Below are 22,673 nucleotides of genomic sequence, written 5' to 3' on the forward strand. Positions count from 1 at the left end.
TCGTTTCGTCCGTGGTGGTGCGGAGCGGAGCCCTGTCGGCCCCGCGGGGGAACCCGAGGTCCTCACCGGTGTGGGCCGGGCTCCGCGACCACTCCGTGAACGCGCGGGTGCCCGTGGCCCTCCGGAGCAAACCCGAGGGGGTGTGGGGCCGGGACCTTCCCAGGGCGCCCGCCGCCGGTCTATAGTCCAAAACTAGCAGTGCTAATCACGAGGAGTCCCGCCGGTCACGGCGCCACCGGTCACGGCCGGACACGGCACCACGGCCGGCGCGGGGTCAGGAGACCTGTCGTGCGTCCCGTCCACTTCGCGGTCGCCCGCCGCACCCCCATCGGCAAACTGCGCGGAGCCCTCTGCGCGGTACGGCCCGACGACCTCGCCGCCGCCGTGATCCGCGGCCTGGTCGCGGACGTCCCCGCCCTGGACCCGGCCCGCGTCGACGACGTCTACTGGGGGGCCGCCAACCAGGCCGGCGAGGACAACCGCAACATCGCCCGCATGGCCGCCCTCCTCGCGGGGCTCCCCGAGTCCGTCCCGGGCGCCACGGTCAACCGGCTGTGCGCCTCCGGGCTCGAGGCGGTCACCGCCGCCGCCCGCACCATCGCGGCCGGCGAGGCCGACATCGTGATCGCGGGCGGCTCCGAGTCGATGAGCCGCGCCCCCTTCGTCCTGCCCCGCCCCGACGAGGCCCTGCCGCACCGCATGGAGACCGCCGACACCCGACTGGGCTGGCGGCTGGTCAACCCCGCGATGAGGGAACTGCACGGCCTGCTCGCCATGGGCGAGACCGCCGAGGAGGTCGCCGCCCGGTACGGCATCGCGCGCGAACGCCAGGACGAGTTCGCCCTGCGCAGCCACCGACGGGCCGCCGGTGCCCGCGGGGACGGCCACTTCGACGACGAACTCCTGCCCGTGACCCGCCCGGACGGCGTGGTCGTCGACACCGACGAATGCGTCCGCGAGGACACCTCGGCCGAGAAGCTGGCCCGGCTGAAGCCCGTCTTCCGGGCCGGCGGTTCGGTGACCGCGGGCAACGCCTCCCCGATGAACGACGGCGCGGCGGGCCTCGTCCTCGTCAGCGAGGAGGCACTGAACGAACTGGGACTGGAGTCGCTGGGCCGCTATGTCGCCGGAGGCTCCGCGGGTGTCCACCCCGACGTCATGGGCATCGGCCCGGTCCCCGCCACGCGCAAGGTACTCGCCCGCGCCGGCTGGACCATCGGCGACGTCGAGGAGGCCGAGTTCAACGAGGCGTTCGCGGCCCAGGCCCTCGCCTGCGTGGACCAGCTCGGCATCGACCCCGACCTGGTCAACCCCAGCGGCGGCGCGATCGCCCTGGGCCATCCGCTGGGCTGCTCCGGCGCCCGCATCCTCACCACCCTGCTGCACCGGATGCGCCGCACCGGCGCCGGACGCGGGCTCGCGACGATGTGCGTGGGAGTGGGACAGGGCAGCGCAGTGCTGGTCGAGCGGCACTGAGCACCCCACCCCGGAACCATCAGGCGAGACGCTCCTTACCCGGGTCCGCTGCCTGCGCATAGCATCGGCCCCCGCGATGAACATCATGAACCTCTGGCACCTGGGCGGCTGGGAATTCGCCGCGCTCGCCTTCGCCGCCCTGCTCGTCGGCTTCTCCAAGACCGCCGTCAGCGGTGCCAACACGGTCAGCCTGGCGATCTTCGCCGCCGTGCTGCCCGCCAAGGCTTCCACCGGCGTCCTGCTGCCCATCCTGATCGCCGGGGACGTGCTCGCCGTCCTCATCTACCGACGGCACGCCCACTGGCCCACGCTGTGGCGGCTGTTCCCGGCGGTCGCGGCCGGCGTCGTCGCCGGCACCGTGTTCCTGACGTGGGCGGACGACGGCGTCGTACGGTCCTCGATCGGAGCGATCCTGCTGCTGATGGCCGGCGTGACGGTGTGGCGGCGGCGCACGGCCGGGGCCGGCGAAGAACCGGAGGAGGTCACCACCAGGGCCGGCCGTGCGAAGGCCCGCTCCTACGGTGTCCTCGGCGGCTTCACCACCATGGTCGCCAACGCGGGCGGTCCGGTGATGTCCCTGTACCTGCTCTCCGCCGGCTTCCGGAAGCTGGGCTTCCTGGGAACGTCGGCGTTCTTCTTCCTGATCGTCAACACCTCCAAGCTGCCGTTCAGCGCCGGGCTCGGCCTCATCGACGCCGACTCGCTGCTGCTCGACGCCGCGCTCGTGCTGTTCGTCGTGCCGGGTGCGCTGCTCGGCAGATGGGCCGTGAACAGGATCAACCAGCGCCTCTTCGAGCGGGTGGTGATCGCGGCGACCGTGGTGGGCGGCGTGCAGCTACTGGTGAGCTGAGGACGACCCGGCCGACTCGTTCCGCTCACCCGGACCCGGCTCCGCGTGCCGCGGGTCCGGCCGTGCGGACCCGGACGGCCCGACGGCGTGCGGGCGGTGGAGCCGGCTCGGCGCGGCGGTACGGCCGACCGTCGCCGCCAGCTTGCGCAGCCGCCGCCAGTCCAGCCGTGGCGGGCCCGCGGTGACACCGGGCCGCCTGCGCGGGACCCGGACCCGGAGCGCACCGGGTGCGATGCGGCAGCGGACGGGGGCGGGCAGCACCATGGCCTCGCCGTCGACGCCGGCCTCGATCTCCTCCCGGTCCGCCTCGATCAGGACCTCGGGGGCGGTCAGAATGGTGAGCCCGCTCGGCTCCGGGTTCAGCAGCAGCGCTGCGGCGCCGACGGCGCCCTCCAACTTGACTCCCAGCACACCGAGCGCGGCGGAGTCGAGCCGTTCACGCCGGCCCAGCCCGAAGGGGTCGCCGGTGCGGTACGGATTGTTGCTGACCAGCACGGCCTGCGGAGCGGTCAGCGTGGTGTCCCCCGCGTGCACCACCAGCCGGGGCCCCTGCTGCCCGGTGAGCAGCTCCGGCAGCATGTCCAGACTGGTGCCGATCTTGTCGTCCCGGTAGGCGGGACTCTGCACGATCGCCGCGTACGCCCCGAAGGACGCGTTGTTCACGAACGGCTGCTCCCCGGCGAACCCCAGGTCGACACGGAGTTCCACCCCGTCGGTGAGCGCGTCCAGACAGGCGGCGGGGTTCCCGCGGTCGAGGCCGAGATCGAGGGCGAAGTGGTTGCGGGTCCCGGCGCTGATGACCAGGAACGGGATGTCGTGCTCGGCGGCCACGGCCGCGACCAGCGCCTGCGTGCCGTCGCCGCCGGCCGCGCCCAGCAGATCGGCCCCGTCCGCCACGGCGGCACGGGCCAGCCCGGTCACGTCGTGCTGCTTGCCGGGCTCCAGCAGCACCACACGGGCGCCCAGCCGTTCGGCCTTCTCCCGGAGCCGGAACCGGCCCACCTTGCCGCCGCCGGAGCGCGGATTCATGATCAGCACCGGCTTGCGGGGCGGCGGCAGCCGCCGCTCCCGCATCGGGGCGTGCCCGCCGCCCGCACCGCGCAGCGCGTATCTGCCGCTCCACACCGCCAGACCCCACAGGCCCACGGACACCAGCAGCGCCCAGAACAGCGTCACGGCGAACAGGGTCAGCAGAGCGGCGGGGACACACACGGCGATCAGCGCCGACACCCACCGCAGCGGTCCCCGCAGGGTCAGCGTCCACCACACCGCGGCCGCGCTGAGCGCCAGCCCCGCCACCCCGCACACCAGCAGCAGCAGACCGCGCAGCCCGCCGTAGACCAAGGGGGTCGTGATCGCGGCCGCGGCGGCGGCCAGCGCCCCCCGCGCCGCCCAGCGCTGGGCGTGATAGCCCCGCTCGCTCCAGTCCACGGCCATGACTCCTCCAGTCGCCCGGCGTCATCGTAGGGCGTGTACGCACATGCGTGCGGCCGGATGACGATCACCGGCGGAGGTCCGGTGCCGGACGCGCCGTCCGGGCCCGTACTCTCACGCCCATGCTCCCGCACGTCCTGGTCCTCGGCGGCACCACCGAGGCACGCGCACTGGCCACCGCCCTGACCGGCCGGCCCGGAATCCGGGTGACCACCTCCCTGGCCGGGCGGGTGAGCCGGCCCGGCGCGCTCGCCGGTGACGTACGCGTGGGCGGATTCGGCGGAGCGGAGGGACTGGCGGCCTGGCTGCGCGAGCGGCGTGTGGACGCCCTGGTCGACGCGACGCATCCGTTCGCCGGGACGATCACGGCGAACGCGGCACGCGCCGCGGCCGCCACCGGCGTCCCTCTGGTGGTCCTGCGCCGCCCGGGCTGGCGGCCGGGACCGGGGGACCGCTGGCACCCGGTTCCCTCCCTGGAGGCGGCGGCCGCCCTGCTGCCCCGGCTCGGGGACCGGGTGTTCCTCACCACCGGCCGGATGGGCCTCGCCGCCTTCGCCCCTCTGGCGCGACTCCACTTCGTCGTACGCTCGGTGGAACCCCCCGAGCCGCCCCTGCCGGCGCACACCCACGTCCTGCTCGCCCGGGGCCCCTTCACCGTGGCCGGTGAGACGGCCCTCCTGCGCGACCATCGCATCGATGTACTGGTGACCAAGGACAGCGGCGGCGCGGCGACCTCGGCGAAACTCGGCGCGGCGCGCGATCTCGGCCTCCCGGTCGTGGTCGTACGACGCCCGCCCCTGCCGGACGGCGTCACCCCGGTCGGCGACGTACCGTCGGCCCTGGGCGCACTGGACGCCCTCGCCGGCCCCTGACCCGAGCGCCTCTCGTCCGGCCCCGTGCCTCTCCGTCCGGTCGCGCGACTCCCGTCCCGCGCGGGTGCGCAGGCGAGCGGGACGGGGCCCGGCTCCGATCCGCCGTTGCCGGCGGCCGGCCGGGTGCGGCAGGCCGGATCGGTCCCGGTTGTCCGTCCGGCCGTTCAGTCCCCGGCCGGCCTGCGGCGCAGCAGGTACGTGTCCATGATCCAGCCCTTGCGCTCACGGGCCTCAGCGCGCAACCGCTCGATGCGCGGAGCGGCCTCGGCGAGCGGGCCCGAGACGAGGATCTCGTCCGGAGTGCCGATGTAGGCGCCCCAGTAGATGTCGATGTCCTGGTCGGCGTACGCACGGAAGGCCTGGTGGGCGTCCAGCATCACCACCACGTCGTCCACACCCTCCGGGAAACCCTCGGCGAGCCTGCGGCCCGTGGTGATCTGGACCGGGCGGGCGACCCGGTTGAGCCCCGTGCGGTGCCGGGCCACGAGCGCCGAGACGCTGCTGATGCCCGGCACGACGTCGTAGTCGAACGCGACACGGCCCCGCTCCCGGACCTCCTCGAGGATCCCCAGCGTGCTGTCGTAGAGCGACGGGTCGCCCCACACCAGGAACGCACCGGTCTGGTCCTCCCCCAGCTCCCCGGCGATCAGCCGCTCGTAGATGTCAGCGCGGGCGCTGCGCCAGTCGCCGACGGCGGGGGAGTAGGCGGACCCGCCCGCCGACCGGTCCCGCTCCGGGTCACGCGCCTCGACGACGCGGTAGGCGCCCCCCGGTATGTGCGCGTCGAGCAGGTCCCGGCGCAGCCCGGTCAGGTCCGCCTTCGCCTCCCCCTTGTCCAGGATGAAGAAGACGTCCGTGTCCCGCAGCGCCCTGACCGCCTGCAGGGTCAGCTGCTCGGGGTCGCCCGCACCGATACCGATGACGTGAATCTCTCGCACGCCCCGAGTCTGCCGCACGGCACTGACAGTGCGTACACCGCACCCGACCGCTCCGGACTCAGGAGACGGACCGCAGCCGGGGCGCCCGCGCCCCCGCGTCCACCGGGGCGCCCCGCTCCACCTCCGAGGCCAGGTCCCGGGCCCAGGCGATCACCCCGTGAAGGTCGATCCCGTGCGGCCGGGGGCCGGCCCCGGCCGCCCACTCCTCCACCGCGCCGGCCCCGCGCCGCAGCAGCCGCGCCCCGCCGGTGACGTTCCCCCGCGCGGCGTGGGTGAGCCCCACGGCGAGCTGGGCCAGCCCCCGCCACAGCTCACGCTCCTCCTGCGGCCCCGACTTCCAGGCGTCCTCGAACACCTCGTGCGCGTGGAACGGCTTCCCCTCGTCCAGCAGCCGCTGTGCCTCCGCCACGCTCTCCTCCGGCCGCCGCACCACCCCCTCCGGCTGCCGGGCCACGCCCTCGGTGCCGTACGGCAGCGGCCGTCCGAGTCCGTCACGGGGCCGCGCGTTGCGTGCCCGTCCCTCGGTGTCCCGGTCCCGCGCGGTGGACGTCCGGCGCGGGGAAGTGTCGTCCATGCTTCCCATACGCCGATTGTCCCGCGTCCGGGCCCGCTTCGGAGCGGTCACGGCTGTGGGGTAAAGTGATCCTCGCGTGATCACGCGGTTCACCCCACGTGAGCACACCGGGACGTGGCGCAGCTTGGTAGCGCACTTGACTGGGGGTCAAGGGGTCGCAGGTTCAAATCCTGTCGTCCCGACTTGCGGAAGTCGCAGGTCAGAGGGTCCGTCGGAGGAATCCGGCGGGCCCTTTGGCGTATGCCCTGGGGACGACTGGGGGAGCCGGTGGTCCAGAAGGCCGGTGAAGGTCTTGGTGAAGCGCTGCCCGGCCCTCAGGCCGGCCAGCTCTCCGGTCATGAACCGGCCGGTGCGAGGCCTCAGGTGCCACTTGTGTGGGTGAGTCCGCGGTTGATCAGTCGTCGGAGGCCGAGGGCGGCGGCTCGGGCAGGGAGCCGGATGGTGCCGCGGTGGCGGAGTTGGAGTTCGCCGTGGTGGACGGGCCATGCGACGGCGCGTTCGACCGGGGGCCGCCGACGGCGGCAGTCGGCCTGCCGGGCGGGGGCCGGTGGCGGCCTGGTGACGGGCGGCTGCCTGGAGGTCGTGCTGCGCGCGGATGGTCGGGATGCGTCCGGCTTCGGCTATTGGCGCACCTCTGACGCAAGGGGGCAGCCGTGCACGGGTCCCTGGTGTCGGCGGTGTCGGTGGTGAAGCCGTCGAGGGTGAAGCCGCCCGGGACGGCCGGCCGTGGTGGGACGGGCCTGAGGAACAGCCGGTGCCGGCCCTCACGGAGTGTTCGGCGGGCGTCGCCGGCGGAGCAGTCCGTGTCGCCGAGGACATCCCGGCAGATCCCGCCACTCTTCGGTTCGCTGGTCATCGGTCGGCGGCCTGGCCGTGCTCCTCCATGAACAGGTTCAGTTCCGCTGCCCGTTGCCGCACATCCCGGCGGGTTCTCACCTCGAGCTTTTCCAGCACGGCGGCGACATGGTTGTCGACGGTGCGGACCGACAGCACGAGCCGGTCGGCGATCTGTGCGTTGGTCAGGCCCTGGCCGACCAGCCGGGTGACTTCGACCTGGCGCCGCGTCAGGCCTGCTGGATTCCTGCGCGTCGTGGGGGCGGGACCGCGTGGGACCTGCGACACACCACGGGCACGCAGCCGGGCACGGACCATACGGGCCAGAGGCTTTGCCCTCAGTTCGTCCAGAATGTTCAAAGCGGTGAGCAATTCTTCCGGACGGTCGCTGTCGACCAGCGCGGTGGCGTACTCGTAGACGAGTCCCGCCTCTTTCCACGCCGCGGCGGCTTCCTGCCAGCGTCCCGTCGCCTGCAGCACATGGGGGTGCTCCGGATCGGCTGTATCGTCCGGATCGGGAGGGATACCACACTTGGCCAGCCAGTACGTCATCGTGGCCGTCGGTAGACGACATCCGGTACGGCGCATCGGCTCGTAGGCCGCGGTGGCGTACCGACGGGCCGCTTCACTGTCACCGCGCAGCCAGGCCGCCTCGGTGAGAGCCGTCATGAGTGGCCCGATGCGCTGCCACTCACCGGTCGGCTCGGCCATGGCGAGGGCACGCTCCAGGAGCTCCTCGCCACCCTCCTCACCTCGTCGGATACGGACCCAGCCCTGGATGGCGAGAAGTCCGCCGCGCGTCTGAGGGGCCGCTCCGAACCGGTCCGAGCTGACCGTGCGTACCGCTTCGTCCCAGGAACCGAGGGCCATCTGCGCACTGGCCCGGGTCAACTCGATGTGCCCGAGCAGCGCCAGGTGTTCCGAAGCCTCCGCCAACGTAGCCGCCTCGTCCAGCAGTTGGTGTGCTTCCCTGAGGAGCAGATCATCCAGCAGGCGCCAGGCAAGGGTGAGATACAGATGGCAGATCTGAGCGGTCTCACCTACGGACAGGGCGACCCGAAGGCTTTCCTCCAGCAGTTCGCGCCCTTCCGATCGCTGGCCGAGAGACCAGCGCGCGCATCCCAGATTGGACAGGGCATGGGCAAGGAGACCCGGAGCGTTCAAATGCCGGGCGAGCCCTACGGCTCGTTCGGCGGACACCGCGGCTTCGGCATGATGGTCGGCCAGCACCTGCAACTGTGTCTGGTGATTGCGGGCGTGCACGAGCAGTATCTGGTCCCCGGTGCCCTCCAGGGTCTCGACCGCCTCCTGCGCGGCCTGTTCCGCGGCAGCGCGCCGACCACTCCACCAGTACATGGAGGACAGTTTGTGCAGTCCGGCGCCGAGGGCGGGTTTGTCGGCGAGGCCGCGGTACAGCTCCGTGGCGTCCTCCTGGGCCGTGACAGCCGTGGGCCCGTCACCGACGGTGTGGCATTCCCAGGCGTACTCCTCCAGCAGCGTCGCGCGTTCGGCTGGGGTGAACAGAGCGTGGTCCTCGAGCACCGACCGGTAGAAGGCGGCCGCTTCGCGGTGTGCGCCGAGGCGGGCGGCTTCCCGGGCGGCCGGGGGGCCGAACCGGGCGACCGCCACCTGGTCCCCGGCCATCACCGCGTGGTGGACCAGCCTGGAGAGGTCGGCGTGCTCCGCGGTCGACAGCGTTGTCAGGACCCGGCGGTTGTACTCGGCCAGCCGCGTCACGGGCAGGGCGTCGGCGATCGCTCTTCTGCTCACCTCGTGCCGGAAGGAGATCTGGCGTGGGGTGACGATGATGATGCCGCGTTCCTCCGCGACGGTCAGTGACTGGACGGCGTCGCCCAGGAGCGCTTCGGCCAGCGGGCGTTCCACCGCGGTGGGAATCACGGAAAGGGCTTCGAGGCAGTGCCGGACGGGGAGCGGCAGACGGTATACGCGGGCAAGCACGGCATCGACCACCGTGGGGGGCAGTTCCTCCGCACCGCGCTCGGCGAGAAGCTCGCCGAGGAAGAACGGGTTGCCGGCGGTGATGGAGTGCAACTGCTTCGCCTCCTGGTCCCCGCAGTCGCTGAGTGTCCGTACGGCGTTCGGGGAGAGCGGCTCGAGTGGCAGTCTGTGCAGTCTCTCCGCGTCGACCGCGGACGCCACCTGCCCGAGCAGCAGCCGCACGGGGTGATCCGACGACAGTTCCTCGTCCCGGTAGGTGAGCAGCAGGAGGACCGGCAGATCACCGACCCGCCGGCTCAGATAACGCAGGACATCGAGCGTGGCGTCGTCGGCCCAGTGCACGTCCTCCACCACGAGCACGGTCGCGTGCCCTGCCGCGCTGAGCTCCGTCCGCAGCTCCAGCAGCAACTCCTCCAGGTCGACCCCGCCGCGCAGGGCGCTGGTCAGGGCAGTACCCACACTGCCGACCATGTCCCGGAAGGGACCGAGGACACGGGGTGTGGTGAGGTCGTCGCAGCAGCCGGCCAGCATGCGTACACCGTCGGGCAGGCGGTCGCGCAGGGCGGCGACGACACTCGACTTGCCGATTCCCGCCTCGCCGTGGACGAGGGCCACCGAGCCACATCCCTGAACCGCGCCCTCGACCGCCTGTGCCAGGGTGGCGAGAGCGGCCTCGCGCTCCAGCAGAGGTAATTTCATACCGTCATTTTGGCAGCTTCCGCAGGGCATGCTGAAGCGGCACGGGGAAGGTCCCGGCATGTACGACGGACCTGGACCGTGCTCAGGACCCGCACATCATCAACGCACTTGGGTATTTCGGCTGTTGGGAGGCGTTGCCCAGGCCGGTGACGCACTCCTCCGGGGAGTTGGCGGTGCGGACGAGACGGTCGGGGGGGAGGAGGAGTCACCAACAGAACCGCCACCAGGACGACTTCGACCGCCGCCGATGATTCCCCCCCACGAGGAACATCGACGACACCGGAGCCGCGGAACGAACAGCGGTACCGGTAGCCGGCGGATATCACACGGGTCGACCGGCCGGCCAAAGCGTCCACAACAGTCGGCGCCCCGGCTGGGAATGCAGCACCCTTACGAGCCGCCATGTTGTGTGACTCAGAGTATCCCGTGTCATGCGGTGGCCGGGGCGATCACGTCGCTCACTCCAGCTGTCGGGCTACCCAATTCGCGACGTGTCCGCGCATCGCCCGTAGGTATGGCCGGCCCGGCTCGTACGACTCCCACTCCGACGACGCCCTGTCGCGGGAAAGTCAGGGGCACAGGGGTACGCTCTTTTATTTTTAGTGTGTATCAATCGGGCGAGGCCGTCGCCGAGATGATCCCGGAAAAAGGCAAGCAGAAGCTCAAGAACCACGTTCTGGCTTACTTGCGACAGAATCACATGCGCCGGTTCTAAAAGCAGGTCGAGACGGATCCGGCCAACGCAGGGCGTATTGTGTCGTCCGTTTCAAGTGACTTCTGCCGCCTCAGGCGGCCCTGTGGCCCGACGGCAGCCGGGCGGAGTCACGGCAGGCGAAGGACGCTGCGCGCGGTGGAGGTGTCCGTGACGATCCCGGTGAGCATCCCGGACTCGAGAACGACTTGCATCGCCTCGGCCTTGCCTTCGCCTCCTGCGACACCGATCACCTCCGGAATCTTCCGTAGCTGATCGATCCCGATGGAGACCATACGGTCTCCGACAGCCGTTTCCACGACGCTGCCGCCCGCGTCCAGAAGATGCGCACAGACCTCGGCACGGACTCCCAGGTTGCGGCAGGTCTCGCGCTCCAAGGGCGTCAGCGCGTCATAGACCGTCGACAACGTCGGCTTCCAGGCCCCGATCTCGACCACGGCCTTGGTGACCCGGTCGAACTGCCTGAGCGTCTCGGCCACTTCCCGCTGCCTGCCCAGGATGGAAGCCGTCAGCGCGTTCGGCACGACGAGAGGGGAGTGCAGGGGGAAGGCCCTGCCGCCGCTGAGCATGGCGGTCCGCCGTACCGCGAGAACGGCGTTGTCGTCGCTCCACTCCTCCGGGTGGGCACCGCTCAGCTGAACCACGTCGCAGGGAGCCAGCCTTGTGACGGCCTCGCCGCAGGCGTTCACCGAACGACCCCAGGCGAGCCCGACGACATCGCCCTGCTCGACGATCTCGGACAGCAGCCGCGCGGCCGCCGCGCCCAGCCACCGCGGGACCTGCTCGCGGCGCACCTCGTCCCCGCCCTCCGCGGCGATGGCGACCACGGTCGCATGCGCCAGCCCGAAGCGCTGTTGGAGTTCCAGCGAGAGAGCGAGGTCGATCTCGGCCGGAACGCTGATGTCGATCCGTACGATGCCCTGGGCCAGGGCCGCTTCCAGGATGCGAGCCACTTTGAAGCGGCTGATCATGAACTCGTCGGCGATCTCGGTCTTGGAGCGGTTCTCGATGTAGAACCGTCTGGCGATGGATGCTGTGAGGAGCACGTCGGTCGCCGGCTCGGAAACGGTGTCGTGATCCCCGGGCATACGGATCCTTTGCTGAGGCGCGGTGCGGATGCTCTGTCACCCCTCATCCGGTGGGGGAGCGGGCAACGTCGGAACAAGGCCAAGGGTATGAACGCGCCACCCGGCAGAACACCGACAGCGCCTACCCAGTTCGGGCCTGCGCCTACCTGCATCAAGGACCGGGTCACTCCGGTCGAATGGGCCAGGACACCGGATGTTGCCCGGCGCGGAGGGGCGGCGGTGTTCCTGCCCCTGCGCGCCGGCCGTCCCGATGCCGAACGACGGACGTCACTCCCCCCGCGTCCGGTCGGAGGCCGTGCCGTCCATGTCGCATCGCGGATCCTTGGCCGCTTGCGGCCGCTCGCGGTGGCGGGCGGTGCCGCGGGCGGGCTGGAGACGCGGCAGCCGTATGCGGACGGTGTCCTCGGAAGAGCGCTGCTTCGGCACCTGGACGACAGGAAGGTGGATCGTGGGCGTCTCGTCCGTCCACGGCTGGAAGGCGGGCGCCGAACGCGGGGGAGAGGGTGCCGGCTGCTCGCGCATACCGCTGAACGGGTTACGCCGGATGGGGGAGCGCGGTGTGCGCCAGTCGTAACAGATGGAGAGGAGCCGCAGACCGAAGGCGAACAGGGCGGCGGCGAGCGCGGTACCGACGTTGAGTGTCCCTGTGGCGTGCAGTGCGGCAGCCCCGCCCGCCCCCGTCAGCGCGGGCAGTGAGTACGGGGCGCGGTTCCAGTACAGCAGGGACGGTGTCTCGCGGGCGAGGACGCAGCTGAGGACTCCGCCGCCGACGGCGCTCGCGGCGCCGAGAACAGAGGCGGCGGCCCAGTTGAAGCCGTAACTCAGCGCCTTGACCGTTCCGGTGATGCTGAACAGACCCAGGGCGGCCGCGTCGGCGACATCGAACAGCCGCTGGTCCCAGCGGATACGGGCCGTGCAGTAGACGAGCAGAGCCGCCGTCAGGGGCGCGACGCCGTACCCGGCATCGGTGAAGGCGATGGGGGTGACGCCGATGACAAGGTCGCGGAAGAGCCCTCCGCCCAGCCCTGCCGCCTCGGCCAGGATGACTGTTCCGAAGAGATCGAAATCCTTTTGCACGGCGAGATGCGCACCCGACAGAGCGAAGGCGAAAATAGCGATCAAGTCCACTGCGTACTGGACAGTCTCACCTAATGTACTGAGTGTCATTGATCGTGCTCCTAGGAATGTGCTGCCCTGCTGTGGATTCTGGATGATTCCTGCAGGGGGCGGGACACGTGTCCCCCTGCCGGCTCTGTCGGCGGCGACGGTCTGAAACTATACGCATGGAGCCCCCGGTCGATGACGACTGTCGGGAAGTCCATATCAGAATTCTTCAGAATTTCTACGTCGCGTAGTCGTTTCCATGCGGAGCGGAGCGGCGGAACGACGCGAAATCATTGCGTGAGCGAGCGTGCGCGCTCGATGGAGCACGGATTGCGGTTCTGTTTGCTCGTTCGAGCATTCGGTCCGCTGGGCGCGGTACTTCGATAGAGAATGCACCGCCGCATCGTTGATTGACTGCTGCGGGAATCCAGGCCTAATATCTGTTCAGTCCCGCGGTACGCCGGCAGTTCATCCCCTGAGCCCTGTCGGCGTGCCGCGGGATATTTTCTTGAGCGCGACCGGACGCTACAGGGCGGGCTGTCGCTGTGCGGGCCGCTCCCCGCCCGCCAGGTCCTCGGGCAGGAGCTGCCTGAGGTCGGCCACACTGGGCATGTCCAGGCCGCTCAGGCGCCTCGCCTGGTGGGTCATCATGCTCTCCAGCAGCCGGCGGGCGAGCCGGGCGTTGCCGAAGGAGCGGTCCCGGGGGATCGCGTCCACGTGGTCGTGGAGGAGGGCGAGGGTGTCGGCGTCGCACTCGTAACCCGCGGCCGCGGCATGCTGGGAGATGATGTCGACCAGTTCCCGGGTGCTGTAGTTCTCGAACTCGACGAACCGTGAGAACCGTGACCTGAGGCCTGGGTTGGTCGCGAGGAAGCGCTCCATCTCCTCGGTGTATCCGGCGACGATGACGGCGATTTCGTCGCGGTGGTCCTCCATCAGTTTCAGCAGGGTGTCGACGGCTTCGCGTCCGAAGTCGTTGGAGGCGCCGCCGTCGGGGGTGAGGGTGTAGGCCTCGTCGATGAACAGCACGCCTCCCAGCGCGCTGGTGAACGCCTCGGTGGTCTTGATGGCCGTACCACCGATGATCTGGGCCACCACGCAGTTCGTAACCGAAAGTGCCATGTTGAGCAGTGTGGTGCTCTGGCGTATGAGGGCGTCTCTGCATAGTGGGTAACGCGGCCGGGGCGAAATAGGTGCCTGGTGCTCCGGTTTGGGTAGCGGTCGGTGCAGGGGGAGCAGCCGGTCCCGGTTAGTGTCATTCGATCGCGAATGGAAGGTTGACCCGGGGAAGGGTTCGTCCAGTCCGTGGAGCGGTGCTTCCCCCGGCGGAGGGCGGCAGCGACGGACAGATACAGACGGCGAGACGTAGGCAGGCGCATCGTCTGTCCGCGCCGACCTGTCACGGGTCCTGTATACAGCATGTCGAAAAGGTGAGTTACTTTTGGCTGTACGGCTTTCACGGCTTCGGTACGACATTGTCGATGTGTTTACCGACCGCCCGTACGGGGGGAATCCGTTGGCTGTGGTGCACGGTGGCGAAGCGCTCGGTGACGTGGCTATGCAGATCATCGCCCGTGAGTTCAACCTGTCCGAGACGGTTTTCGTGCTGCCCAGCACGTCTGCGTACGCCGACTACCGTGTGCGGATCTTCACTCCGACCATCGAGTTGCCCTTCGCCGGGCATCCCAGCATCGGCGCCGCGTGGTCGCTGGCCCGCAGGGGGGAGATCGGCTACGGAGAGATCCTTCAGGAGTGCGGCGCCGGTGTCATCCAGGTCTTCGTCGACGACGGCGGTGCCCGCATCGCCGGCGGACTTCCCGGAATCGGAAAAGATCTTGATGCTGCGGCGCTGGCTGCAGCGGTCGGTCTGGAACGCGACGACATCGACACGGCCTGTGCGGCCGGGATCGCTTCGGCAGGCGCGCCGTTCGCCTGTCTGTCGGTGCGTGGTGACGCGGTGGCCCGCGCGCAACCGAACGCCGCGGACATCGTGGCCCACACCGCGGACGCGGTCGGGCTCGTGGTCTTCAGTTTCGACCAGGACTCCGGGAAAGCGCACGTACGGATGTTCGCCCCTGCGTCAGGGGTCGCGGAGGATCCTGGCGGCGGGGCGTCCGCTGTTGCGCTGGGTGTCCACCTGGTCCATCGCGGCCTGCTGCGGCCCACCGGTATCTCACATCTCGTTATCGCTCAGGGCGCGGAGATCGGACGGTCGTCGAAATTGGAGGTCGAGGTGCGTGCCGAAAGTGGCCGTGCCGTGGAGACATTGGTCTATGGGGCAGTTGTCGACATGGCCCATGGTGAGCTGATCCGTCTTCCCTGACGGCCCCCGCCGTACAGGACTTGATGGTGTGGGATGCGGCCACCGGCATCCTGCGCTCTGCACTTTCAGAGGGGAACGCTCATGCCGACCGGGAGGACTGCTGTGCGGTGGCAGGCTGCTGCTCCAGAGCTCGGGGAGCCGGCGGATCCTCTCACGGAGCTCGCGGAACGGGACGAGGACCAGCTGCCGCTGACCCTCGTCCCTCCGCCGCGAGGGCGTTCTATGCCGGCCCTCCGCCGGCAGCGGCCCGTTCGATGCGGATCAGCCGGTCACGCCTCGGTGATCCGGGTGGCCATGCCCTCCTCGATCGTCACCTCGACCGTGACAGTGCCCTCCTTGGCGGCGTTCTCCAGCTCTTCCTCGGAGCATTCCTCCGCGACCTGTCCCTCACCGCTGCCGCAGAGGCCGCCCGCTCCCCAGATCTCCGTGTCCTCGGTGAGCCAGAAGGGGCGCCCGTCGACCTTGAGCTTGCCGGGTGCGAGGCAGGTCAGGATGCCGGTGACCGCACCGTCCTCACGGCTGCCGGCGCCGGCCTTCGACGCCGTGCCCGAGCTGTCGGCGTCGGTCTCGGCACTGACGCCGGTGACCGAGTCGCTGTCGGGGTCACACGCGGTGAGGAACAGGGCCGCGCCGAGGAGAAGGCCGGTCGCGGCAAGGGGGCGGAGACGGTGGCCGGTGAATGTGCGTGACATGGTGGATGCCCTTTCTGGAGGCTTCGTGATGAACTCGGACCTCCGAACGGCCTTTCTGCCGAGCGGGTTCACGGCTCCGCACGCTGTTACAAGGGCAGGATCATTCGGTGACCGGCGTGACGGATTACGGACGCCGGCATCATGATCGGCGGACCGGGCGGCCCTCCAAGGCCTGCGAACGGGTCGGTTTCGGTGGAGTCGCTCCAGGCAGGGACGACTACCTCGAGGTCGACACCGACGGCACGGTGCGTGCCTGACCGAAGCATGGTGGTGACCCGCGTAACGCCGGGCCCGCGCACAGCACCGACCGCCCGGGGACGGCACGCAGTGGCTGCCCCCGCTCCTGTCCCGCCAGGGCGTCGCAAGGGACCGTCCTTGCCGACGGACGACGCGGGCCGAAGAGCTCGGCAGGCGTGTGCGAGGCATGCGGTAGGTGGCCCGACCGCCGATCTGGGCAGCCACTACCGAGGTTTTCGCCTCCGGCCTCCCCGAAGCTGACACACGGTGCGGGGAGGAGTTGCTCCTCGCACTGGGACGGGCGCGGCCCTCCCGGCCGTCACGTCGGGGACCTGCCGCCGTCCTGATCGAGCACGACGCACATACGCCGAGGAAAGGACCCACCCATGTCGGCACCTCTGTCGGCCACTCCGCCTCTGTCCGGACAGGACCTGGTGGCTGCGGCCACGAGCCTGCGGCCACTGCTGGCCGCGCATGCGGAACGGACCGAGTCCGAGCGGCGGCCGACGCCGGAGAACCTGGACGGTTTGCGGGAGGCCGGACTGCTCCGGCTGACCACCCCCCGGGACGCCGGTGGTTACGAAGCGGACACCCGCACCCAGGTCGACGTGCTGCTGGAGCTGGCCCGGGCGTGCCCGTCCACGGCCTGGGTGATGGCCGTCTTCAGCGGGCTGAAGCCGATGCTGCGGATGCTTTCGAAGCCGGCGCGCGCGGAGTTCTACGAGGGCGGCCCGGACACCGTCGCCTGCTCCGTGGCCAGCCTGAACGGGCAGGGACGGCTCACCGGCGACGGCGTGCGGATCTCGGGGGAGTGGGCCGTCGCCTCCGGGTGCGAGGACGCGCAGTGGGCTCTGCTCGGCGTCCCGTTGCACGGCGTCGGCCGGTCCGACGACCACCGGCAGGGTGACGGCACACAGGACGGACCGCAGCCGGTCCAACCCGCCACGGTATTGGTCCCTACCGCCGATCTGTGGGTGAAGGACACCTGGCACGCCGTCGGCATGCGGGGGACCGGCAGCCAGAGCCTGGTGGCGGGCGACGTCCTTGTTCCTCTCCACCGGGTCGTCGCGGCGGCGGTGGCGACGCCGCAGGACGGCGTGACCACGGTGTTCCCGCCGGCCGGCAAACTGGCGATGACCCTGGCGCTGCTGGCACCGGTGGTCGGCGCCGCGGTGGGTGCCCGCGATGTCGTCCAGGAGGCGCTGTCGAACGGCCGCGGTGTCATGGCGACGGTCTACGCCCGTGCGGCCGACTCCCCCTCCGCCCGGATGTGGCTGGCCGATGCCACGCATCTGGTGGACAGAGCCGTTCGCTCCGTACAGGACACCGCGGACGAGTTGGACGCCGCCATGACGGCCGACGCGATGCCTGTGCTCCAACGGTCCCGGATCAGGATGGGGATGGTCTCCGCCGTCGAGGACGCACGCTCGGCCATGAGCCGGCTGCTCGACCTGCACGGCACCTCCGGATTCTCCGACGCCAACCCCCTGCAGCGTTTCTGGCGGGACATGGAGACGGGCAGCCGGCACATCCAGTTCAACCCCTTCATCACCAGGGAGGACCACGGCAGGGCCCTGCTCGGCGTCGAGCCGCCGGTGTCCCTGCTCCTGTGACCGTGTCGCACACGGCGGGCGCCGCCGCGCAGCCCTCGCCGGCGGTACCGACTGTCCCTGCCCGGCATCAGGGCAGGACAGCTTCACGTAAGTGTGCTGATCGGGCGACGCGGAACGAGCGGACCGGGTACGGCCGAGCGCGTGGAGCGGGGCAGGTCCGCCCACGAACACCTCGCCCGTGTACGAGGCCTCGCGGAAAGGCGGACACGACGCAAACTTAGGTAGCTGAACCCTCGAGCTGGGTACTGGCTGTCGGCTCTGGATACGTCGAGAAGCCTTAGAGTTCCAGATGGTTTTCGTGGCATTCGTTATTCGAAAGGCGAAGGAGTCGCATTCCAGCCGCGATTCACTGTCTGATGGCCAGTCATGTCAGAAAGGTTCTGTTGTGTCGCTGAACTTTCAGTTGCGGTACCCGCTTGCCCTAGCCGCGCTCGTCGGCTCCGCATTCGTCGGTACCGTCCCGTCGGCCTCCGCCGCCGATGTGTGTCCCCCCGATCTGGGAAACCAGCCTCCGGTGTGTGTCTACGACGGCTCGGACTTCACGGGGCTGCTGGACAACCGGACGGCTTGGAGGCCCAACCTTCCCGCTGGACAGGACAACAAGATTTCCTCGGTCATCAATGAGACGAGGTACAAAGTGCTGTTCTTCGCGGACCCCAACTACCGGGGTGACACGATCGAGATCGGCCCCGGGGAGCGTTGGGTCGCACCGCCCGAGTGGGACAACCGCATCTCCGGCTACGTGATGTACTAGGTCGGATCCGCCGAGGGCTCCGGCGCACATCGTCCTCGGTACGGAGTGAGGGATGGGTACAGCGGCTTCGCTGTGCCCATTTCACTGGTTCGCCGAGAGCCTGAGAGGATCACCGCACGGCTTTTGCTGTGGTGCGACGCCATGCGGAGAGGCGTCCTCGTGCTGGGCGTGTTCAGGCGGTCGGACAGGGTGGCGAGATGCCCTGGCTGCCGTCGGACGAACGCCGGGAATCATGGGCCGGCCCTCATTCGGAGCTGGTCAGCGCAGCACGCAAAGCCTTGATCGCGTGATACGTGCGTGACTTGACCGTGCCGGAAGGTATGGCCAGTTCCCTCGATACCTCGAGCACGCTGAGATCGCGGAGGTACACATGCTGCAGTATCTCCCGATGGGGGCGCGACAGTTTTTCCAGAGCTCCCATGAGTTCGATACGGTCGATCACCAGATCCGCCTGGTCGACGGCTTGGAATGTCGCATCCTCGTCAGTGATCTGCACGGTGTGTGGTCTGACGCGGCGCGCGCGGTGTTCGTCGATCACGAGGTTGTGAGCCACGGTCTTGAGCCAGGAATACAGGCGGACGTCGGCATCGGGGCGCTTCTTCGCCTGCAGCCAGGCGCGGATCGCCGTCTCCTGCAGTATGTCCTCGGCTCCGTCCCAGTTGCCGTTGAGCATGCTCGCGGCGAACTTGCGGAGCATGACCCCGTAGCGCTCGTACACGAGTGTGGCCACTTCCTCTGAAGTCGCGCTCCCCGCGATGTATGAGTAAGCGATGTCGCTGCCGGCAGTATCTGCTTCTGTCGCTGTCAACGTGATTACCTCGTTAGGGATCCTGCGGAAGGGCATAGGGAACCCTCTTCCTGCTCGCTCACCGGACTGCGCGAGGAGGCTGCCGATGCGTAGCCTGAGCTCGTCCATCCGGCAGGCTCAAAATCGACGATTGTGTCGGCGCTCGGAGAGGGAGGATTCGATTGCGCTTGCTGTACGGGCGAATTACTCCGGCATGCGATTGCGGCCGAGGGTATGCGCCTCGATGGTCAGATGAATTTTGATGCGTGCGCTTCGACGCTAGGCGAATCGGCTGCCGCTGGGGTCCGCAGTGGTTACGCACCTCGCTCGGTGCGGGTACCTACTTCAACGCGTTTTCTTGCGTCGGTGCCGGAAGCGGTCGACCGAGAGCGCCGGAAGGGCCGCGGTGACGGCCGCGGTGGCCTGCGACGAAGAGAAATGCGGGACAGCGGCCCGATGGGCGTTTCTCGACTGATTCGTTCCCGCGCTCTCCGTGAGAACGCCAATGCGGTGCGCCACACGGCGGCCGGAAGCGGCGGGCCGCGAACAACGGCGCCTCCGTGAAAACCCTGCTCGAACCGTTGCAGGTCATCGGCCACGCACAGCAGAGGGACTTCCTGGCGGAGCAGGAAGTTCCGTGGGTGCGGCGGGGCGTTCTTGGACGGGAGGCTGAGTGGACCCGTGGCGGGGCTTTCCCTTTCAGCGTCCCGGGGTACAAGCGGTGGGCTTGGCGGTCAAGGAGTCGCAGGTTCACCTCCTGTCGTCCCGGCTTGCGGCAACAGCAGGTCGTCGGGCCGCATCGAAGAGTTCCGGTACGGCTTTTCACGCGTGTCCCCGTGCTCGATCCGGCCGTCCGGGCTCCCGGGCCCGTGATAGAAGCGGGCATGACCACCGTGCACCCGCCCTCCCCAGCCCCGGCCCGCCGATGACCGCCGGCGTCGACACCCCGGACCGCCGGGGCCGCACCGGACTCGACCGGACCGGCCGTGACCTCACCGGCAACCCGCGTGTGCGGGTCCGGGACGTGACACTGCTGTCCAGCCACTGGTACGTCGAGCGCACCACGACCTTCGACCTCCAGCACGCCGACGGCACCTGGAGCACCCAGGAGCGCGAGACACACGATCGCGGCAACGGCGCCACCGTGCTCCTGCACGACACCGCACGCGGAACCGTCCTCCTCACCCGGCAGTTCCGCTTTCCCGCCTACGTCAACGGCCACCCCGACGGCCTGCTGATCGAAACACCGGGCGGCCTGCTGGACGACGAGGACGAGCACCCGGAGGCCGCCGTACGCCGCGAGGTGGTGGAGGAGACCGGCCACACCATCGGCCCCGTCCAGCATGTGTTCGACGTCTACATGAGCCCCGGCTCGGTCACCGAACGCGTCAGCTTCTACGCCGCCGCCTACGGCCCCTCGACCCGCACCCACGAGGGCGGCGGCCTCGACGAGGAGGGCGAGCACATCGAGATCCTCGAACTGCCCTTCCCCGAGGCCCTGCGCATGATCCGCACGGGCGGGATCAACGACGCGAAGACCATCATGCTCCTCCAGTGGGCCGCCCTGGAGGGCCCCTTCGCCGGCGTCAGCGCAGGGTGATCCGGGCCGCCACCGGCAGATGGTCGCTGCCGGTGGCGGGCAGGGTACGGATGTGGTCGACGCGTGCCGAGCGGGCCATCACCTGGTCGATCCGGGCCAGCGGCAGGGCGGCGGGGAAACTGAGGGCGAATCCCCGGTGCGCCACGTCCAGCCGCGAGGTCAGCGGGTCCAGCCCGCGGTCCTCGACCGTGCCGTTGAGGTCACCCAGCAGGACCACCGTGTCCTGCCGCTCGGCGGCCAGGGCCCGGCCCAGCAGGCCCGCGCTCTCGTCGCGCCGGGAGGACGCCAGGCCGCTCGCCCCCAACCGGACCGAGGGCAGGTGGGCGACGTACGCCGCGATCTCGCCGTACGGTGTGTGCACCACGGTCCGCAGCCCGCGGCTCCAGGGCTCGGTGATCTCCCGGGGTCTGATGTCCAGCGTCCGGGCGCCGCTGAGCGGATGCTTCGACCACAGCCCGACGGTGCCACGGACCGCGTGGTACGGATAGTCCGCGGCGAGCGTCCTGCCGTAGACCGGCAGCGCCGCAGGGACCAGCTCCTGCAGCGCGATGAGATCGGGTCCCGCACCGGCCAGGGCCCGGGCCGTGCCCGCCGGGTCGGGGTTCTCGTCGCTGACGTTGTGCTGCACCACGACCAGGTCGCGCGGCCCGGACTCCGCCCCGGGCAGCAGCAGCCCCCCGAAGAGGTGCGTCCACGCCGCCGCGGGCAGCAGCAGTGCCAGCAGCGCGAGGGCCGAACGCCGCAGCAGGGCCAGGCCGAACAGCGGGACGGTCACCAGGCCCAGCCAGGGCAGGAACACCTCGAGCAGACTGCCCAGCCGTCCCGGCGTGTTGGGCACGAGTCCGTGGCCCACCAGCAGCCCGGCCGTCAGCGCCGCGAGCAGGGCGGGCACCCGCCCCCGCCGCGTCTCCGCCCGAAGGTCCCACGGCACCGCCGTCCTCCCCGCCACCGTCACACCGCCGCCCTCCCGCTCCACCCGGGCACCTCCGCCCGGCTCCTCCTTCAGGACGACCCGCCGGGTGGAACGGGTTCCACCGACACCGGAGAGACGGTGCCACGCCCTTGACCTGGAGTGCTCTCCAAGAGGAAGACTCCCGTCCCGTGCCCCGACAACGGGGCCTGAACCGGGAGGAATCCGTCTTGAGGTACCGCACCATCGGCACCGGCCCGCACAGCCGTCGGGTGAGCGTCATCGCGCTCGGCGCGATGCTGTTCGGGTCGGTGACCGACGAGAAGACCGCCTTCACGCTGCTCGACCGCTATGTGGAAGCCGGCGGCAACTTCATCGACACGTCCGACAACTACGCCTTCTGGACCGACGACGGCCAGGGCGGACAGAGCGAGGAACTGCTCGGCCGCTGGCGGCGCAGCCGCGGCGTCGGCGACGAGCTGGTGTTCGCGACCAAGCTCGGCGCCCGACCCCTCGCCCCCGGCACGAGCTACACGGACAACCCCGAGGGCCTGTCCGCGAAGGTGATCCGGGAATCGTCGGAGCGCAGCCGTGAACGGCTCGGACTGGAGCGGCTGGACCTGCTGTACGCCCACATCGACGACCCCACCGTCCCGCAGCGGGAGACCGTCGAGGCCTTCGCGGGCCTGGTCGCCGAGGGCGCCGCGGGACTGCTCGGCGTGAGCAACCAGGCGGTGTGGCGCGTGGAGCGGGCCCGCGGGCTCGCGGCGGCGGCCGGACTGCCCGGCTACGAGGTCCTGCAGTACCAGCACAGCTACCTGCGCCCTCGCTTCGACGTCCCCGGGGACCTCTTCCCCGACGGCAGCCTCGGCCACGCCGGAGCGGAACTCACCACCTACCTCCGGACCGAGCCCCGGCTCACCCTGGTCGCCTACTCGCCGCTGCTCGGGGGCGCCTACGCCCACCCGGAACGGCTGCCCCACGACTACGACCACCCGGGCACGCCCGCCCGCCTCGCGGTACTGCGCGACGTCGCCCGGGAGACCGGGGCTACGCCCGGCCAGGTGGCGCTGGCCTGGCAGCTCGGTCACGAACTGCCCGTCGTTCCGCTCGCCGGGGTGTCCTCACCGGCCCAGCTGGAGGAGAACCTGGCGGCGGTGGACCTGGAACTGTCGCCGGAGCAGCGGGCCCGGATGAACGCGGCGTACTGACCCCCG

Annotated in this window: 17 protein-coding genes, 1 tRNA gene and 1 pseudogene; 9 read left to right on the forward strand and 10 right to left on the reverse strand. The window is 70.2% G+C overall.

Annotated elements, in window-relative coordinates; genetic code table 11:
- Nucleotides 1-288: 288 nt before the first annotated feature.
- Both HTV45_RS05860 and HTV45_RS05865 read left to right on the forward strand, forming a co-directional pair.
- The gene (locus HTV45_RS05860) at nt 289-1,476 is read left to right on the forward strand and encodes a thiolase family protein (protein WP_215204530.1); all 1,188 of its coding nucleotides are present in this window, start codon (nt 289-291) and stop codon (nt 1,474-1,476) included.
- A 76-nt stretch (nt 1,477-1,552) separates the two neighbouring features.
- Nucleotides 1,553-2,326, forward strand: coding sequence for a sulfite exporter TauE/SafE family protein (locus HTV45_RS05865; protein ID WP_215204531.1), 774 nt, complete (start codon nt 1,553-1,555; stop codon nt 2,324-2,326).
- Here HTV45_RS05865 and HTV45_RS05870 read toward each other — a convergent pair.
- On the reverse strand, nt 2,312-3,763 hold the full coding sequence (locus HTV45_RS05870) for a diacylglycerol kinase family protein (protein ID WP_215204532.1): 1,452 nt from the start codon (nt 3,761-3,763) through the stop codon (nt 2,312-2,314). The two genes, HTV45_RS05865 and HTV45_RS05870, sit on opposite strands and share 15 nt — an antisense overlap.
- Before the next feature lie 119 nt (nt 3,764-3,882).
- Here HTV45_RS05870 and HTV45_RS05875 point away from each other — a divergent pair, with 119 nt between their 5' ends.
- Nucleotides 3,883-4,632 carry a cobalt-precorrin-6A reductase gene (locus HTV45_RS05875; RefSeq protein ID WP_215204533.1) on the forward strand — a complete coding sequence of 250 codons (750 nt, stop codon included), beginning with the start codon at nt 3,883-3,885 and terminating at the stop codon, nt 4,630-4,632.
- Between the two features lie 164 nt (nt 4,633-4,796).
- On the opposite strand, the gene cobF is transcribed toward HTV45_RS05875, so the two are convergent.
- Together cobF and HTV45_RS05885 are read right to left on the reverse strand one after the other, a co-directional pair.
- The gene (gene cobF, locus HTV45_RS05880) at nt 4,797-5,570 is read right to left on the reverse strand and encodes a precorrin-6A synthase (deacetylating) (RefSeq protein WP_215204534.1); all 774 of its coding nucleotides are present in this window, start codon (nt 5,568-5,570) and stop codon (nt 4,797-4,799) included.
- Nucleotides 5,571-5,628: 58 nt separating this feature from the next.
- Nucleotides 5,629-6,153, reverse strand: coding sequence for a DUF309 domain-containing protein (locus HTV45_RS05885; protein WP_215204535.1), 525 nt, complete (start codon nt 6,151-6,153; stop codon nt 5,629-5,631).
- A 99-nt stretch (nt 6,154-6,252) separates the two neighbouring features.
- On the opposite strand from HTV45_RS05885, the gene HTV45_RS05890 reads away from it, so the two are divergent.
- Nucleotides 6,253-6,326 (forward strand) — tRNA-Pro (locus HTV45_RS05890).
- Between the two features lie 670 nt (nt 6,327-6,996).
- Here HTV45_RS05890 and HTV45_RS05895 read toward each other — a convergent pair.
- From HTV45_RS05895 to HTV45_RS34055, 4 genes and pseudogenes are all read right to left on the reverse strand, one after another.
- Nucleotides 6,997-9,636 (reverse strand): AAA family ATPase, encoded by a 2,640-nt coding sequence (locus HTV45_RS05895; RefSeq protein WP_215204536.1) that lies wholly within the window; start codon nt 9,634-9,636, stop codon nt 6,997-6,999.
- Between the two features lie 822 nt (nt 9,637-10,458).
- Complete coding sequence (locus tag HTV45_RS05900) at nt 10,459-11,436, reverse strand: sugar-binding transcriptional regulator (RefSeq protein ID WP_215204537.1); 978 nt, start codon at nt 11,434-11,436, stop codon at nt 10,459-10,461.
- Nucleotides 11,437-11,703: 267 nt separating this feature from the next.
- Entirely contained in the window at nt 11,704-12,564 is an 861-nt protein-coding gene (locus HTV45_RS05905) for a TRIC cation channel family protein (protein WP_308309229.1), read from the reverse strand.
- Nucleotides 12,565-13,065: 501 nt separating this feature from the next.
- Nucleotides 13,066-13,638, reverse strand: a pseudogene (locus HTV45_RS34055) (AAA family ATPase); the annotation flags it as partial.
- A 343-nt stretch (nt 13,639-13,981) separates the two neighbouring features.
- Between HTV45_RS34055 and HTV45_RS05915 the strand changes: the two are divergent.
- Nucleotides 13,982-14,863, forward strand: coding sequence for a PhzF family phenazine biosynthesis protein (locus tag HTV45_RS05915; RefSeq protein ID WP_251691403.1), 882 nt, complete (start codon nt 13,982-13,984; stop codon nt 14,861-14,863).
- Nucleotides 14,864-15,132: 269 nt separating this feature from the next.
- On the opposite strand, the gene HTV45_RS05920 is transcribed toward HTV45_RS05915, so the two are convergent.
- A complete protein-coding gene (locus tag HTV45_RS05920; RefSeq protein WP_215204541.1) occupies nt 15,133-15,555 on the reverse strand; it encodes a hypothetical protein in 423 nt (140 codons plus the stop codon).
- Nucleotides 15,556-16,178: 623 nt separating this feature from the next.
- On the opposite strand from HTV45_RS05920, the gene HTV45_RS05925 reads away from it, so the two are divergent.
- A complete protein-coding gene (locus tag HTV45_RS05925; RefSeq protein ID WP_215204542.1) occupies nt 16,179-17,405 on the forward strand; it encodes an acyl-CoA dehydrogenase family protein in 1,227 nt (408 codons plus the stop codon).
- 385 nt (nt 17,406-17,790) lie between these two features.
- Nucleotides 17,791-18,159: a peptidase inhibitor family I36 protein gene (locus HTV45_RS05930; protein WP_215204543.1), complete on the forward strand. Its 369-nt coding sequence runs from the start codon at nt 17,791-17,793 to the stop codon at nt 18,157-18,159.
- 244 nt (nt 18,160-18,403) lie between these two features.
- Here the strand turns inward: HTV45_RS05930 and HTV45_RS05935 are convergent, their stop codons facing one another.
- Nucleotides 18,404-18,877 (reverse strand): sigma-70 family RNA polymerase sigma factor, encoded by a 474-nt coding sequence (locus HTV45_RS05935; RefSeq protein ID WP_215204544.1) that lies wholly within the window; start codon nt 18,875-18,877, stop codon nt 18,404-18,406.
- Nucleotides 18,878-19,871: 994 nt separating this feature from the next.
- On the opposite strand from HTV45_RS05935, the gene HTV45_RS05940 reads away from it, so the two are divergent.
- Nucleotides 19,872-20,546 (forward strand): NUDIX domain-containing protein, encoded by a 675-nt coding sequence (locus HTV45_RS05940; RefSeq protein WP_215204545.1) that lies wholly within the window; start codon nt 19,872-19,874, stop codon nt 20,544-20,546.
- On the opposite strand, the gene HTV45_RS05945 is transcribed toward HTV45_RS05940, so the two are convergent.
- Nucleotides 20,533-21,477 carry an endonuclease/exonuclease/phosphatase family protein gene (locus tag HTV45_RS05945; RefSeq protein WP_308309191.1) on the reverse strand — a complete coding sequence of 315 codons (945 nt, stop codon included), beginning with the start codon at nt 21,475-21,477 and terminating at the stop codon, nt 20,533-20,535. The genes HTV45_RS05940 and HTV45_RS05945 overlap by 14 nt on opposite strands.
- A 209-nt stretch (nt 21,478-21,686) precedes the next feature.
- Between HTV45_RS05945 and HTV45_RS05950 the strand changes: the two genes are divergently transcribed.
- A complete protein-coding gene (locus HTV45_RS05950; RefSeq protein ID WP_215204546.1) occupies nt 21,687-22,667 on the forward strand; it encodes an aldo/keto reductase in 981 nt (326 codons plus the stop codon).
- Nucleotides 22,668-22,673 lie beyond the last annotated feature (6 nt).

The sequence above is a fragment of the Streptomyces sp. CHD11 genome, assembly GCF_018638295.1.
Lineage (GTDB): Bacteria > Actinomycetota > Actinomycetes > Streptomycetales > Streptomycetaceae > Streptomyces.